Source organism: Streptomyces sp. NPDC006430 (genome assembly GCF_040612395.1).
Classification (GTDB): Bacteria; Actinomycetota; Actinomycetes; order Streptomycetales; family Streptomycetaceae; genus Streptomyces.
In genome coordinates this window covers 1-14827 of the sequence record NZ_JBEXQA010000066.1, presented here as the reverse complement: position 1 = coordinate 14827, position 14827 = coordinate 1, and the positions used below count along the sequence as shown (strand labels likewise).

13 protein-coding genes are annotated in these 14827 nt (G+C 66.3%); 7 read left to right on the top strand and 6 right to left on the bottom strand.

The genetic code is table 11. From position 1 onward, the window contains the following. Positions 1 to 27: 27 nt before the first annotated feature. From ABZZ20_RS36105 to dpgD, 5 genes are all read right to left on the bottom strand, one after another. Positions 28 to 273 (bottom strand): helix-turn-helix domain-containing protein, encoded by a 246-nt coding sequence (locus ABZZ20_RS36105; RefSeq protein WP_356877166.1) that lies wholly within the window; start codon positions 271 to 273, stop codon positions 28 to 30. A gap of 262 nt (positions 274 to 535) precedes the next feature. After that, positions 536 to 1576, bottom strand: a complete 1041-nt coding sequence (locus ABZZ20_RS36100; protein ID WP_356877164.1) for a MupA/Atu3671 family FMN-dependent luciferase-like monooxygenase — start codon at positions 1574 to 1576, stop codon at positions 536 to 538. Between the two features lie 32 nt (positions 1577 to 1608). Then, positions 1609 to 2856, bottom strand: a complete 1248-nt coding sequence (locus ABZZ20_RS36095; protein ID WP_356877162.1) for a beta-ketoacyl-[acyl-carrier-protein] synthase family protein — start codon at positions 2854 to 2856, stop codon at positions 1609 to 1611. After that, on the bottom strand, positions 2853 to 3089 hold the full coding sequence (locus tag ABZZ20_RS36090; protein WP_356877160.1) for an acyl carrier protein: 237 nt from the start codon (positions 3087 to 3089) through the stop codon (positions 2853 to 2855). Before ABZZ20_RS36090 ends, ABZZ20_RS36095 begins: the two co-directional genes overlap by 4 nt. 523 nt (positions 3090 to 3612) lie before the next feature. Next, a complete protein-coding gene (gene dpgD / locus ABZZ20_RS36085) occupies positions 3613 to 4419 on the bottom strand; it encodes an enoyl-CoA-hydratase DpgD (RefSeq protein WP_356877158.1) in 807 nt (268 codons plus the stop codon). A 398-nt stretch (positions 4420 to 4817) separates the two neighbouring features. On the opposite strand from dpgD, the gene ABZZ20_RS36080 reads away from it, so the two are divergent. The 5 genes from ABZZ20_RS36080 to dpgC all read left to right on the top strand — a co-directional run bounded on the left by ABZZ20_RS36080 (position 4818) and on the right by dpgC (position 11103). Then, complete coding sequence (locus tag ABZZ20_RS36080; protein ID WP_356877156.1) at positions 4818 to 6401, top strand: MBL fold metallo-hydrolase; 1584 nt, start codon at positions 4818 to 4820, stop codon at positions 6399 to 6401. 76 nt (positions 6402 to 6477) lie between these two features. Then, positions 6478 to 7785 carry a PLP-dependent aminotransferase family protein gene (locus ABZZ20_RS36075; RefSeq protein WP_356877154.1) on the top strand — a complete coding sequence of 436 codons (1308 nt, stop codon included), beginning with the start codon at positions 6478 to 6480 and terminating at the stop codon, positions 7783 to 7785. A 107-nt stretch (positions 7786 to 7892) separates the two neighbouring features. Beyond that, positions 7893 to 9044: a 3,5-dihydroxyphenylacetyl-CoA synthase DpgA gene (gene dpgA / locus ABZZ20_RS36070; RefSeq protein ID WP_356877152.1), complete on the top strand. Its 1152-nt coding sequence runs from the start codon at positions 7893 to 7895 to the stop codon at positions 9042 to 9044. 23 nt (positions 9045 to 9067) lie between these two features. Then, positions 9068 to 9766: an enoyl-CoA-hydratase DpgB gene (dpgB, locus tag ABZZ20_RS36065; protein ID WP_356877150.1), complete on the top strand. Its 699-nt coding sequence runs from the start codon at positions 9068 to 9070 to the stop codon at positions 9764 to 9766. Further along, positions 9763 to 11103: a (3,5-dihydroxyphenyl)acetyl-CoA 1,2-dioxygenase DpgC gene (dpgC, locus tag ABZZ20_RS36060; protein WP_356877148.1), complete on the top strand. Its 1341-nt coding sequence runs from the start codon at positions 9763 to 9765 to the stop codon at positions 11101 to 11103. The genes dpgB and dpgC overlap by 4 nt, the downstream gene beginning before the upstream one ends. A 119-nt stretch (positions 11104 to 11222) precedes the next feature. On the opposite strand, the gene ABZZ20_RS36055 is transcribed toward dpgC, so the two are convergent. Next, complete coding sequence (locus tag ABZZ20_RS36055; protein WP_356877146.1) at positions 11223 to 12422, bottom strand: cytochrome P450; 1200 nt, start codon at positions 12420 to 12422, stop codon at positions 11223 to 11225. Positions 12423 to 12953: 531 nt separating this feature from the next. Here ABZZ20_RS36055 and ABZZ20_RS36050 point away from each other — a divergent pair. Then, positions 12954 to 13166 (top strand): MbtH family protein, encoded by a 213-nt coding sequence (locus ABZZ20_RS36050; RefSeq protein WP_356877144.1) that lies wholly within the window; start codon positions 12954 to 12956, stop codon positions 13164 to 13166. 302 nt (positions 13167 to 13468) lie between these two features. Then, on the top strand, positions 13469 to 14827 hold a 1359-nt coding region (locus ABZZ20_RS36045; protein ID WP_356877142.1), incomplete at its 3' end, for a condensation domain-containing protein.

Below are 14827 nucleotides of genomic sequence, written 5' to 3'. Positions count from 1 at the left end.
GACCTCGACAATCCTCATTCTTGCTGGTCAGAGGCACTTTTCGCTTACCTGATCACCTGTCGGACACCGTGCTTCATGAAAGCACGAGGCTAGGCAGTACGGCGACAGCCGGCATCTCGATCCACTCGGGCCACGCGAGGTCAAAGCCGCGACTCCGCCGTCCCGCCACAGCTGGTGCCACTGGTAAGCCGACTTCCGGCTCACCCGCAGTTGGCGCGCGACCTCCACCGGCTTGATCATCTGCTCGAACAGCTCAGCCGCCTGCAGCCGCACCCTCTCCCGGCGCTGACGTCCCACAGGGGTCAGCCCGCCCCCATCCGCATATCTCACACACCACGGGATACAGCCACTGAGCCAAGCCCCTCAACCACTTCGCAACGAATCACCCTGACGAGCTGAAGTCAGTAAATGCTGGTTTACATAACCGTGGGGATCTGACAAAGGCACGGCTAGACCGAGTCCTGACTGAAGCGAGTGCAGGCGAGGCCCGGCACAAATATTGCGCTGGGCTCGGATCCCGCCCGCGCTTCACCGGCTACTGGTGGGCTGTATCCGTGCCTCCCGCGAGGTTGCGTCGGACTTGGTCGAGATAAGGCAGTGCGGCGAGCACTTCCGTTGCTTCGACACCGAAATCCACCAGTGAGGCGATTTCGTCCACCCCGGCAGCCTCGAGGCGCTGAGCGAATGTGGTGCATTTGTCGACCGAGCCGAACAGGGCTGAGGTGAGGAAGTACCGTTGGAAAGCCAGCCTGGCGAGACGCTCCGGATTCCCGTCCTGTAGTTCTGGCCATTGCCCCTTCCACAGGTCGATGGAGGACCGCAGGTAGTTGATGAAGGGTTTGCGCACAGTCCTTCTCACTGAGCTGTCGCTCTCTCCGGCGAAGGTGTGCAGCATCAGCGTGACTTTTCCTGAAGCGGGGTCATGGCCGTGCTGTTCGCGGGAGGTCCTGTAGTGCTCGATGTTTTCAGCCAGTTCCTCTGGGCTCTGGAACAGCAGAGCCGTGAGGACGTTCAGGCCTCGCGCGCCCGCCTGGGTGAAGGAGTTTCGACTGGAAGTACAGGTGAACCACAGGTTCGGCTCAGGCTGGACGGGGCGGGGGTAGGTCTGTGTTTTGAACGCCACTCCCTCCCCGTTCTCCCGCAACGCAGCCTTTCCTGCCCACAAGTCCCTGACTGTGTCGATCGCGTCGAACGTGTATTCCTTGCGGTTTGCATACCGGTCCGGAGCCAGCACGAAGTCGTTCGGATTCCATCCTGCGGCAAAAGCCAGATCGACTCGGCCGTAGGAGAGGTTGTCGACGAAGGACCAGTTCTCGACCACCGTCAGCGGATCATGCAAGGGCAGGACCACGCTGCCTGCTCGCAACCTGATTCTTTGAGTCCTGGTGGCGAGCGCTGCGGCGGCAAGTGCAGGGTTCGGATACGCCCCGCCGAACGGATGGAAGTGTCTCTCCGGAATCCAGAGGGCTGTAAAGTTATTCGCATCGGCAAATTCTGCCGCCTTGATCAGTAGTTCGTACTCCTGTGGCGGGTCTTCTGCTTCACGATTTGCGAAGTACAGCAGGCTGAATTCCATGACGAATCCGATCTAGGTGTATTTGTGTTTCTTTATGTTTTGGTGCTCCCCAGAACGATGACTGCGTTGTGTCCGCCGAAGCCGAAAGAGTTGCTGACGGCGATGGACACGGGGATGTGTCTCGGGGTGCCGTGAACGATGTCGATCTCCGGGATATCGGCACCGCGGGTCTGGAAGTTGGCGGTGGGCGGGATCAAGCCCTGCTTGATCGACAAAGCGGTGAACGCGGCCTCCACGGCTCCGGCGGCGCCGAGCATGTGGCCCGTCACGCCCTTGGTGGAAGTGACCGCAGCGTTCCGTCCGAAGAGGTTCTCGATGACGCGGGCCTCGATCGCATCGCCCTGGGGTGTGCTGGTTGCGTGGGCGTTGACGAGCGTGACGTCCGACGGGCGTACGTGTGCGTCATCGAGCGCCTTCTGCAGCGCGAGCTGAGCGCCCTGGCCGTCGGGCCGGGGCGCAGTGAGGTGGTAGGCGTCCGAGGATTCGCCGTAGCCCAGTACCCGCGCGTAGGCGCTTCGTCCTCGTGCCCTGGCAACTGCCGCACGCTCCAGGACGAGCACGGCGGCGCCCTCTCCCAGGACGAAACCGTCGCGATGTTCGTCGAACGGCCGGGAGGCGAGCGCAGGGGCGTCACGGCGTCGGGACAGCGCCTTCAGCCGGTCGAAAGCAGTGGATACGAGAGGCGAGATGGCAGCTTCGGTGCCACCGGCCAGCACCACGTCACAGCGGCCCGCGCGGAGCAGGTCGAGGGCGAGACCCAAAGCCGTGGTGCCGGTGGCGCAGGCGGTGGCCACGCTGAGCGAAGGACCGCGCAGGCCGAATTTCATGGACACCGTCGCTGCGGCGATGTTGCCGATGGCCTTCGGGACGGTGAGCGGGTTGACCGCGCGTGCCCCTCTGGCGCCAAGCCGCGCGCCCTGCTCCTGCCAGGTCCCGAGGCCGGCGACGCCGGTGCCCAGCACCACGCCGACCCTGGAAGGGTCCAGGTCTCCGCCGGCCAGTTGGGCGTCGATGTAGGCCTCGCGGGCAGCAACGAGGGCGTACTGCGTGAAGGGATCCATGCGGCGGGCCTCGACGCCGAGCAACTCGTCCGCGTCGAACCCGGTGACGGGGCAGCTGAAGTCCACGGGGGCGCGGACGAGCCTCGGGTCGGTAGCGCCTGCCGGTTGTCCGGCACACGTAGCCTTCCAGGCCGTGTCAGTGTCGGCTCCGGCCGGAGTGACCATGCCGATACCCGTGATCACTACATCCGGGTGGCTATGCTGTCTGTCGGAGCTCATGCCGGCATGACCGCGCCGTGGGTTTCCAGGAGCGCGGCCAGTTCGGCCACGGTGGTTGCGGCGCTCAGGTTCTCCTCGTCGATGGGCACGTCGAGTTCGTCCTCCAGGTGCGCGCTGAGTTCTGCCAGGGAGAGCGAGTCCACCTCGAGTTCCAGGAACGACTTCTCCGGGTCGATCGTTCCAGGGACCTTGTAGACGGTGTTGAGAAGGTTCGTGAGGTACTCGACGTACATGGGTGGATTCCTCTCACTCAAATATGTGAATTCACGGCCGTCAGCTGCTGCCGGATTTGTGCGGTCGATATCCGTATGAGTCTGGTACTGAAATAGCTCAACCCGGGAAGGGTGCCGGAAGGTTATTTGCCGCTGGCCGCCGCATCGGGAACGCGTATTAGGTCCGTGCGATCGCCGAACAGTGCCGCCTGCAGCGGTCTTTGAGGTGGAACAGGCGCGAGTAAATATCTGCCGCAACGACCAGGAAACTATCTGCTATCCCACTCGCGATCAAGCCCGCTGTGTACGGGACTTCCCCTCAGGCGGCTGACACGAAAACCCCGCTGCCGGCACACACGCGCCGAGGCGAGTGATCTCTACTGTCGCCTGATTCTCAACTCACCCCACATCCCCGGACTAAGGGAGAGTAACCTTCACTACGGTGCAGTTGAACGCCGGGACGTGCGGCCGGCGCGCTCACGATCGCTGCCGCGGCCGTGTTCGTCGCATCGACACGTCCGTCGCGCGCAGCTGTTCGCCGTTGTCACCGCCCGCTCCAGACAGGTTCACGCTGCTCGGCGAACGCCCGTGGGCCTTCGACGGCATCCGCACTGTGCCTGCGTCGCTCCTCCCAGGCGAACGGTGTGACGAAGGCGTCGGGGAGCGGCATGTCCAGGGAGCGCATCACGGCGTCCTTGATGGCGCGCAAGGCCAATGGAGCGCTGCGTTGCAGGGCATCGGTCCATGCCGTGACGGCCGCGTCGAGCTCTTCCTCCGGTACCACCTCGTTCACCAGGCCGAGGCGCAGCCCCTCGGACGCACTCATCCGGCGGCCGGTCAGCAGGTAGCCCATCGCGGTCTTGAGGGGGATCTGCCGCGCCAGCCGGAACGCTCCTCCGGCGCCCGGCACCAAGCCGAGGGTCGCCTCGGGAAGGGCGAAGACCGAGTGATCGGAGGCGATGATGAGGTCGCAGGACAGGGCGAGTTCGAAGCCTCCGCCGAGTGCATAGCCGTTCACGCGGGCGACGACCGGCTTGGACAGGGCGAACCGCTCGGTCAGGCGGGGCCAGCCCGGCTGACCACGGCTTCCGAAGGTCGACGCCGGCACCCCCTGCCGGTCGAGCTCGGCCCGCTCGCGCAGGTCCTGCCCGACAGAAAAGGACCTGCTGCCCGTTCCGGTCAGCACGGCGAGCCGCACCTCGTCGTCGGCTTCGACGTCGTCCCAGACCTTGGCCAGCTTCTCGTGCATCCGTAGATTCATCGCATTGAGTACGGTTGGCCGGTTGAGCGTCACATGGGCGACATGCCCCCTCTTCTCATACAGAACCTCCGGCTCTTGTAGGTCGGTCACCGAGCTGACACCCCCTTATTCGGGCGAATTTCGAATGAAGCGTCGGAGCGCCAGTCGATGTGCGTGTGACTTTGCGCAAGACCGGGCAAGCGTGGCTCATCTTCCCGCTTGCGCCCCATAAGAGCCAAGAACGGGCATGTTCAACTGCCGCACTGCCGCACTTGAACTCCCACCGGACACTGTTCAAGGCCCCCGGACGCTATTGATCATCTTCGGGGTCCCACGTCATAGTGCTGTCCTTAGCGCTCGGGTGGTCTGCGGGACGAGGCATGCCGACGTGTCCGGCTTCCGTGCTCCCTTTGTGGTCTCCGCAGTCCAGCGTTCCACCAGCAGTGAGTCGACATTCGCACTGCCCGGGACGAACCATCCCGTGAAAATCTCGAAGAGAGGTGGGGCAGATGTCGAATGAGCCGTTGTTTCTGCGTTCGAAGGCCATAGTTGAGCCGCTGGTCGACAGGTTCTTTGCCTGGCCGCACACGCTGGCACCCATACAAGCGGCGATGAATCTTGCGTTCCTGCAAGTGCCGATGCTCGAATCCTATTTGCAGTCCCCGAAGGTTCATGTTGCGGCGAGCAGCAACCCGGAGCTGCGCGGCGGGTACTTCGTCAATATTCCCGAAGAGCGCGCCGACGAGGTGCGTGACCTGCTGGCGGCCATCAAGCGGGACCGGGCGGATATGCTGGCGTTCGCCGAGGCCATCTCCTCGGGCCAGGAAATCCTCCGGGCGAACGCGACCGGCTTCGATCTGACGCCGCTGTACCCGAAGCTGCCTTCGGAGCTGAACGGCCTGGTGGAGCTGGCGTACGACACGGACAACCAGGCGCAGATGCGTTTCATGGAGCCGGTCGTCTACAAGAGCCGCGTGTACAGCGAGGCGCGCCAGTCGGTGCAGCTGTCCCTCGAGCCGGGCTACGAGCGTCCCTTCATCCTGAGCACGCCGCGGCTGCCGTCGCCGGACGTGCTCGAACTGCCCCTGCCGTTCCGCCACCAGGGCCTCGAGGAGCTGTTCAAGGCGCGCGTGAGTCCGACGACCCTGGCGAAGCTGCGGGAGGCGCTGGAGCTCGACGACGCGCAGGCGAAGCAGCTGTCGCGACTGCTGTCCGACCGGCCGAGCCTGTCGCCGGACCGGCACATCGAGGCGGGCGGCCGCATCCGGTACTTCGGGCACGCGTGCCTGGTGCTGCAGACGCCCGAGGCCGCCATCGTGACCGACCCGTTCATCAGCGCGGACAACACGGCCGGCGACCGGTACACGCTCGACGACCTGCCGGACTTCATCGACCTGGTGCTGATCACGCACGGGCACCAGGACCACATCGTCCTGGAGACGCTGCTCCAGCTGCGCGGGCGCGTGGGCGCGATCGTGGTGCCGCGTTCCTCACGCGGCAACCTGTCCGACCCCTCCATGGCACTCATGCTCAAGCACCAGGGCTTCCCGGTGATCGAGGTCGACGACTTCGACGAGGTGGAGTTCCCGGGCGGCAAGATCACGGCCACGCCGTTCCTGGGCGAGCACTGCGACCTCGACATCCGCGCCAAGTCCACGTACTGGGCGGAGTTCGCGGGCAAGAAGGTCTACATCGGCGCCGACTCCTCCGGAATCGACCCGACGCTGTACCGCTACGTCAAGGAGCACCTGGGTACGGCCGACATCGCGTTCCTCGGCATGGAGTGCGACGGCGCGCCGCTGACGTGGCTGTACCAGGCGCTGCTGACCATCCCTGTCTCCAAGAAGATGAGCCACTCCCGGAAGCTGTCGGGGTCGAACGCAGAGCAGGCCGCGGCCATCATGACGGAGCTCGGCGCCCGTGAGGCGTACGTGTACGCCATGGGCGAGGAGCCGTGGCTCGGTCACGTCATGGCAACCACGTACACCGAGGACACGTACCAGATCAAGCAGATCGAAGAGTTCATGACCTGGTGCAAGGAGCGCGACATCAAGGCCGGCCACCTCTACGGCCAGCAGGAATGGTGCTGGTAGGCAGGCGCGATTCCACCCATCCCTACGACTGAGGCGGACGACCGGACCGGTCGTCCGCCTCCTGGGAGGCACCCCCGTGGCCGCGACCCGGCTGAAGAAGGAAGAGCTGCACAGCAGCCTCTCCGACCCGGTGCTCGACACCATGAATTTCCTGAACGAGATCACTCACCGCTACCCCGGGACGATCTCGTTCGCCCCGGGCCGCCCGTACGATGGCTTCTTCGACGTAGAGCAGATCTTCACGCACATCCGTCGGTACCTGCAGCACTTGGAGGAGCAGGGAGCCTCGCCCGCCGAGATCCGGGACGCGCTCTTCCAGTACGGTCCGACCGCCGGCCGCATCCGCGAACTGATCGCCGACTCGCTGCGCAAGGACGAGAACATCGACGTGCCGCCCGAGGCCGTCGTGGTCACGGTGGGCTGCCAGGAGGCGATGTTCCTCACCCTGCGCGCGCTCGTCCCGGCGCCCGAGGACGTGCTCCTGGTGTCCAGCCCCTGCTACCCGGGGATTACCGGCGTCGCCAGCATGCTGGGTTTCGACCCGACCCCAGTCCCGGAGCGCGCCGACGGATTCCACTGTGCGGACCTGAAGTCGGCGCTCGTGGCCGAGCGCGCCCGCGGTCGGCGTCCCCGCGTCTTCTACGTGGTGCCTGACCACTCCAACCCCTCAGGCCACACCATGTCGCTCCAAGAACGACAGTCATTGCTGGACCTGGCCGCCCGGGAGGACATCCTGGTCCTGGAGGACAGCCCCTATCGGCTCGTCAGCCCCGGACAGCAGGTGCCGACCCTCAAGTCACTCGACCAGCACCAGCGCGTGGTCCACCTCGGCTCCTATTCCAAAACCCTGTTTCCCGGCGCCCGGGTGGGGTTCGTCGTCGCCGACCAGTCCGTCGTCGACCGCGAGGGCAACGCCGGCCTGCTGGCCGACGAGCTCACCAAGCTCAAGAGCATGGTGACCGTGAATACCTCGCCGCTGGCCCAGGCTGTCGTGGGAGGCATGCTGCTCGCCGCCGACGGGCGGACCTCGGACCTCAACACCGAGACTTCCGCCCATTACGGCGCGGCCATGGGGGCCGTACTCAAGGAGCTCGACGCGAACTTCCCCGAGCGGGATCGGGTGGCACTCGGCGTGCGCTGGAACGAGCCCGGGGGCGGATTCTTCCTTGGCCTCGACGTTCCCTTTCTTGCTGACAACGCCGCACTGGTGCGCTCTGCGGAGGAGTACGGCGTCATCTGGACGCCCATGTCCTATTTCCATCCTCAGGGCGGCGGAGACCGCAGCCTCCGGCTCTCGATCAGCTATCTGACCCACGACGACATCGTCGAGGGCATCGCCCGGCTCGCGCGCTTCATCAGAGCTGAGGCCTCGGACCGCGGTTGACCGCGGCCCGACCTGTCCGTGTCCATCGCCCACCGGAAAGTGATCAGCGTGTCGACAGCACAGTCCCGTGACCGCAGCAGGCCTCGTATGTGGGGGTGGAAGTATCGATGACCGCCGACCTGACCGACTCCGGCACCGGCGTCCTAGACGCCTTGGACCCGGGCCGTGGCAAGACCGCCGGCGCCGCCCGGATCGCCGGGGTCGCCACCGCTACCACCGAGCACTCCTACACCCAGCGCGAAGTGCTCGATCTCTTCGCCATCGAGGACGCCAAGGTCCGCTCGGTTTTCCTCAACAGCGCGATCGAACGCCGTTTCCTCACCCTCCCGCCACAGGACGCCGACGGCGCCCTGCGCAGCGAGTTCCAGGGCGAACTCCTCGCCAAGCACAAGCGCCTCGCCCTCGACATGGGAGGCCGCGCTGTGCGGGCCGCCCTGGACAACGTCGGCCTGGATGCCACCGACGTCGACTACCTGTGCTGTACCACCACCACAGGCTTCCTCACCCCAGGCCTGAGCGCCCACCTCATCCGAGACCTGGGCATCCCGACGCGGACGAGCCGCGTCGACGTCGTCGGCATGGGCTGCAACGCCGGGCTCAATGCGCTCAATGCCACGGCCAGTTGGGCAGTGGCCAACCCCGGCAAGGTCGCCGTCATGCTGTGTACGGAAGCCTGCTCGGCCGCCTATCTGATCGACGACACCCTGCGCACCGCGGTGGTGAACAGCCTCTTCGGCGACGGCGCCGCCGCGATAGTCCTGATGGCCGATGCCCCCGACACCTCCTACCCCCCGGCCGACGTGCCCGCCGCACCCGGCGGCCCGCGGATCCTGGGCTTCGCCAGCCACCTGATCCCCGACGCCATCGGCGCCATGCGCTACGACTGGGACGACGAGCAGGGGAGGTTCAGCTTCTATCTGGACCCGCAGGTCCCCTACGTGGTCGGTGCCAACGCCGAACAGGTCGTTGACCGTCTCCTGAACGGGGCCGGACTGCGCCGCAGCGAGATCCGCCACTGGCTCGTGCACTCCGGCGGCAAGAAGGTCGTCGACGCGGTCCGCATCAACCTCGGCCTCACCCGCCACGACGTACGCCACACCACCGGCGTGTTGCGTGACTACGGAAACCTGTCGAGCGGTTCGTTCCTGTTCTCCTACGAACGGCTGCTCCAGGAAGGGGCCGTTCAAGTCGGCGACTACGGCGTCCTGATGACCATGGGCCCCGGCTCGACCATCGAAACAGCGCTGGTGCAATGGTGAACAACGAGCAGATGAACGGTGTCATGAACACTATCTCCGAGATCGACGCGCAGTCCGAGGCCGACGCCCTGGTCCTGCGGATCGATGGAACCAAGCCCCTGTCCGCCGACGTCATCGCGGCCGTCACTGCCGTCTGTGACCGTGCCGAGGACGGCGCCGGACAGGGCCACGTGATCGTTCGGGTCTCCGGTGCCCCGACCGCGCCATGGACCGAGGACCTGACGGTTGCGCCGGTCAGCAAGTGGGAGCGCGCGCTGCGGCGGCTCGAGCGCCTGCCCGCCGCAACCATCGCCGTGGCCGATGGCGACTGCGGCGGTCTCGCCCTCGACGCGCTCCTGGCGACCGACTACCGCATCGCCACCGGATCCGTCCGTCTGACGATGCCCCCGGCCGACGGCACCCTGTGGCCGGGCATGGCCCTGTACCGACTCGCCAACCACGCGGCGAGCGCCGCTGTGATCCGCCGGGCCCTGCTGTTCGGCATCCCCATCGAGGCCGCCGAGGCCCTCGCCCTGCACTTGATCAACGAAGTCAGCGACGACGTCGCAAGCAGTCTCGCCCGGTTCACCGGGCGCACCGCTGTTCTCTCCGGCAGCGACTTGGCGATCCGCCGCCAGCTGATGTTCGACGCCACAAGCACCGGATTCGAAGAGGCCCTCGGCGCCCACCTGGCGGCCTGTGACCTCACCCTGCGCCGGGCTGGCGTCGAGGCCGCGGCATGACGACCGCCGACGACCTGCGCGCCGTGCGGGCCGGCCTGGACCAGGCGCGCACGGTGATCGCCCGAGCGGTGCAGCATACCGACGAGGAACTGCACGCCCTACCCGCACCGGAACACCGGTCTCCGGAGCATCGTGCCCTCGCCTGGGCGGCGATCGATGCCACCCGCACACTGCGCGCCGCATTCCTTGGGACCCATGTGGACGCCGTCTACGACGAACTCACGGCGGGCCGCACCCGACATCTGAGGGTGACCGAACTCGCCCGCGTCGCGGCCGAGGCCTTCCCCGGCCTCGTACCCACCGCCGAACAGCTGGTCGACGAGCGTGCCCGGCCGCAGGCCCACAAGGAAGGCCGCGAGATCGACCAGGGCATTTTCCTGCAGCACGTCCTGCGCTCGCCGCACGCAGGCCCGCACCTGCTCGACGCGATGCTGCGCCCGACTCCCCGCGCCCTCGACCTACTCCCCGAGTTCTGCCGCACCGGCAAGGCCGAACTCACCTCCGTACACTTGGAACGCACGGGGGCCGTGGCCCGCCTCACCCTGTGCCGCGAGGACTCGCTGAACGCGGAGGACAACCAGCAGGTTGACGACATGGAGACCGCGGTCGACCTCGCCCTCCTCGACCCGGCCGTGCAAGTCGGCCTGGTACGCGGCGGCGAGATGACCCACCCCCGATACCGGGGACGGCGCGTCTTCAGCGCCGGCATCAATCTGAAGACACTGCACGGCGGCGGCATCTCCCTGACCGACTTCCTCCTGCGCCGCGAACTCGGCTACATCCACAAGCTGGTGCGCGGCGTCCTGACCGACGACGGCTCGGCCTGGCGGCCTCGCAGCATCGAGAAGCCGTGGATCGGTGTGGTCGACACCTTCGCTATCGGCGGTGGTTGCCAGCTGCTGCTGGCCTTCGACCATGTGATCGCCGCGGCGGACGCCTACCTCTCCCTGCCCGCCGCGCAGGAAGGAATCATCCCCGGAGCCGCCAACTACCGGCTGACTCGGGCGGTCGGCCTCCGTCGTTCCCGCCAGATCATCCTGGAGGGCAGGCGAATCTTCGCCCGCGAACCCGACGCCGGGTTGCTGATCGACGAGGTCCACGATCACGGCGATCTGGAGGCCGCCGTGGAACGCGCCGTCGAGCGCTTCCAGGGCTCCGCAGTTCTCGCCAACCGGCGGATGCTCAACCTCGCCGAGGAGTCGCCCGAGGCGTTCCGCCAGTACATGGCCGAGTTCGCGCTTCAGCAGTCGTTGCGCCTGTACAGCTCCGACGTCATCGAGAAGGTTGGGCGCTTCTCCGCTGCCTCGTCGACCGAACTGCTGGGCCGGCACAGCTGATCACCGGTTCAGGTGTCCGTGTGCCTGCGGACGTCGCACCGCAAAACGAACGCCCCGGCTCCCGAGAGGGAGGCGGGGCGTTCGCTGTGCAGCGGGGCAGAACAGTCAGGCAGGGGCGCTCACGCTGCGGTCAGTTTGACGGGCAATCGCTCCGGCCCGTTCACCACGATCGAATCCAGCAGCGTCGGCTCGCCGTCGAGCTCTACCCTGATTGACCGGGTCAACAACTCCTGGTAAAGCAACCGCAGTTCTGCCCGCGCCAGCATGCTGCCGATGCAGAAGTGCTCACCGAAACCCAGAGCCAGGTGCCGATTGGGCTTGCGGGTGATGTCGAACCGGTCCGGATCCTCGAAGATCCGCTCGTCCCGGTTGGCCGAGGGCAGCCAGAAGGTGACCCGGTCGCCCACCTCTACGCGGCGCCCGTGGATCTCCACTGGTCGCACCGCCGTACGCATGATGTGCGTGGCGGTGGAGGTCCAGCGGAGGATCTCCTCGACGGCCGGCTGCAGGAGTGACGGATCTTCCGAGAGGTGCTGCCACTGCTCGGGGTGCTCCAGGAGCGTCAGCATGCCCCCGGAGGCGGCGATGCGCGTGTTCTCGGTACCGCCGACGAGCAGGTTGTTGCAGTTGAGGATGATGTCCTCGGTGCTGAGGGGGGCGCCGTCGATGCTCGCCGTGGCCAGCACGCTCACCAGGTCGTCGGCCGGATCGTCCGCCTTCTCTGCCTGCAGCTCCTCGAAGTACCCCATGATCTCGAGATGGGCAAACCTGCGGGTGGCCGGGTCGCCAGCGCCGAAGGCCTGACTCGTCAGCGTGTAGAGACGCTCCCAGTCGGAGTCCGGGACACCCATCATTTTGCAGATCACGTACAGCGGCACGCGCGCGGCAATGTCCGTCACAAAGTCGCAGCTGCCGCGTTCCAGAGCGGAGTCGACCACGGTGCGGGTCACGGCCTGCATCTCCGCCTCAAGCTCGCGCACCGACCGCACCGCGAACCATGAGTCGACCAGGCCGCGCAGCTGTCGGTGTCGGGGAGGGTCGGTGAGGGCAAGGGTGCGCCCGCCCCCGGGGTCGGCGCCGTGGTCGGTCGGCCGCAGGAGGATTCCCTGGGCCGAGCTGAAGGTCTCGGAGTCCCGGTAGGCCGTGCGTACATCCTCGTACCGGGTCAGTGCCCAGAAACCGGTTAGCTCCGTGGGTGCATGCCAGTACATGGGTTCGTTGTCGCGGAGCCATCGCCACTGGACAAACGGGTCGCCGTCCGAATAGAGCTTGGGATCCACCAGATTGATCTCCGGCTGCTCGCCCGGCTCACTGCGCATACGGATGCCTCACACGTGTTCTTGGACCCCGGAACAGAAAAACGAACTGGATCGAGGAGTTGGGTACGCGCCGGAGGGGCGGCGGATGAACGGCCGGTGCACAACGGATTACTCTTGGCGTAGTCGGCCGATCTCGACTCCGTCCGCGGATTTAGCAGCGGCGCGAATGACATTCCCCCAATCAAGTCTCACGCTGGCACGACCTTTCGCGAGCCGTCAAGAGCACGCCATCCGAGCAGATGTTCAACTGGCGCATGGACACAGTTGAACTGTGCGCAGCTGTACGAGAGCCGCAGGTCGCGGGGTGTGCGGGCAGTGCGTGTCCAGACGTTGAGTAACCACACGACCCTGGGTCATAGTGGATCACCACCGCAGAGTCGTGATGTCCCGTGAGATGGCGGGACGGTAGGTGGATTCCGGGCCCGCCCATCACCGCGACAAGTTGCCGACATGTACCTGCAGTCGGCCGGAAATGCGTTGGTGAAATCCACTGACCATGCGTCCATACCATTGCCCAGAGAGGACAACGCGATGACGAATCCGTTCGATGACCCCGATGCCAACTACCTGGTCCTGGTGAACGAAGAGGGCCAGCACTCGCTCTGGCCGGTGTTTGTCGACGTACCCGACGGCTGGGAGAAGGTCTTCGGGGAGGCTCCGCGCCAGGAGTGCCTCGACTACGTCGAGACGACATGGACCGACCTGCGTCCCAATAGCCTGATCGCGGCCATGGAAGGGAAGTAGTCCCCAAGGCCACGGTCCCGGGACCGGCAGGCACCGGTCCCGGGCGTGCGTTGAGGCCCTACGGTCCGGAGCGGTCCGCGATCGGACTCCTGCTCCCGGCGACGGTGTGACGGACCCACGTGCCCTGCTGCTGGGCGAGGTCGCCATTCAGTGTGAACCACCAGGTAAAAGCCTTGATCCAGAGGGCTGGGCGGTAATGCGGCACGCCCTGACGGAGGCGGGCCCCTGCTGTTCCAGTCGATGACGCGAACCGATTGGAGTATGCGGGTATGTCTACATCCGAGGCTGGGCTCCGAGAACTGATGACTGGTCAGCTGGCGGTGTGGTACGCGCAGCAACTCGCTCCCGAAAACCGGGGCTTCCACTCTGCCGAATACTTGGAGATCCGCGGCGCGGTCAAGCCCGAACTCCTGGTGGAAGCTGCCCGGCGCAGGCTGCACGAGGCTGAGAGCTTGCGGCTGCGCATCCGCGTCATCGACGGAACTCCTTGGCAGTACGTGCACGAGGAGCGGGACTACCCCGTCCACGTCGTCGACCTCAGCGACGAGTCCGACCCGCGTGCGGCCGCCGACGAGTGGATGCGCGCCGACCTGCGCCGTCCGGCGGAACTCGATGGAGGCCCTCTCTCCTCCCAAGCCGTCATCAAGCTCGGTGAGAACCTGCACTTCTGGTTTGCCAGCGCGCACCACCTCGTCATGGATGGGCGGGGCGGCGCGGTGCTCGCCACTCGAGGCGCCGACATCTACAACGCCCTCCTGGAAGACCGCGACCTGAACGACGGCGCCCTCGAGCCGGTTTCCGTGCTCCTCGATGCCGAACGTGCCTATCGCTCCTCCTCCGAGATCGAGCAGGACCGGCAGTACTGGAACGACACCCTGGCGGGCCTGGCCGACGACGTCCTCACCGGGGCTGCTCACGTGGGCCCACGCTCCCAGCACGCTCCCGTCCGCACCGCTGATGGCATCGGCGTGCAGGAGGCCGCAGCCCTGAAGGCGGCCGCGCGCCGTCTGAAGACCAACCTCGCCGGCCTGCTGATCACCGCCGCGGCCGTCCACGAACACCGGACCACCGGAGCCCGCGACGTGGTCATCGGAGTCCTTGTACGAGGACGATCGGGGTACCGCGAGGCCGGCATCCCGGGCATGACCTCCAACGTTCTTCCGATCCGTGTGACCTTCGATCCATGGACCACGGTGGCCGATGCCGTCCGGCAGACCTCCCGCGCGGTTCGCGAGGGTCTGCGCCACGGGCGCTACCGCCACGAGGAGATTCTCCGCGACCTGAAGATGGTCGACCGCGTTCTGTGCGGTCTCCACATCAACGTCATGGCGTTCGACTACGACCTGCACTTCGGCGACCTTCCCGTCACCGCGCACAACCTCGCCACCGGCCCCGTGGATGGCATGCGCATCGACGTCTACGACCGGTCCGGCCTCCAGATCAACGTCGACGTCAATCCGGATCTCCACGACGCGGCGTCCACCGCCGACGTCTTGCGACGCTTTCTGAACGTCGTTCACTGGCTCACCGCAGCACCTGCCACCGACCCTGTCGGGCGGGCCGATCTGCTTGGTGAGGTGGAGCGGGAGTGGGTGTTGTCCGGGTGGAATGACACTGGGGTTGAGGTGCCGGCGGGGACGCTTCCGGGGTTGTTCGAGGCG

Bases quoted from the DNA above. Each gene is read 5' to 3' on its own strand.
- ABZZ20_RS36100 (WP_356877164.1), bottom strand. From the start codon at position 1,576: ATGGAATTCAGCCTGCTGTACTTCGCAAATCGTGAAGCAGAAGACCCG.
- ABZZ20_RS36095 (WP_356877162.1), bottom strand. From the start codon at position 2,856: ATGAGCTCCGACAGACAGCATAGCCACCCGGATGTAGTGATCACGGGT.
- ABZZ20_RS36090 (WP_356877160.1), bottom strand. From the start codon at position 3,089: ATGTACGTCGAGTACCTCACGAACCTTCTCAACACCGTCTACAAGGTC.
- ABZZ20_RS36080 (WP_356877156.1), top strand. From the start codon at position 4,818: ATGTCGAATGAGCCGTTGTTTCTGCGTTCGAAGGCCATAGTTGAGCCG.
- dpgA (WP_356877152.1), top strand. From the start codon at position 7,893: ATGACCGCCGACCTGACCGACTCCGGCACCGGCGTCCTAGACGCCTTG.
- dpgB (WP_356877150.1), top strand. From the start codon at position 9,068: ATGAACACTATCTCCGAGATCGACGCGCAGTCCGAGGCCGACGCCCTG.
- dpgC (WP_356877148.1), top strand. From the start codon at position 9,763: ATGACGACCGCCGACGACCTGCGCGCCGTGCGGGCCGGCCTGGACCAG.
- ABZZ20_RS36055 (WP_356877146.1), bottom strand. From the start codon at position 12,422: ATGCGCAGTGAGCCGGGCGAGCAGCCGGAGATCAATCTGGTGGATCCC.
- ABZZ20_RS36050 (WP_356877144.1), top strand. From the start codon at position 12,954: ATGACGAATCCGTTCGATGACCCCGATGCCAACTACCTGGTCCTGGTG.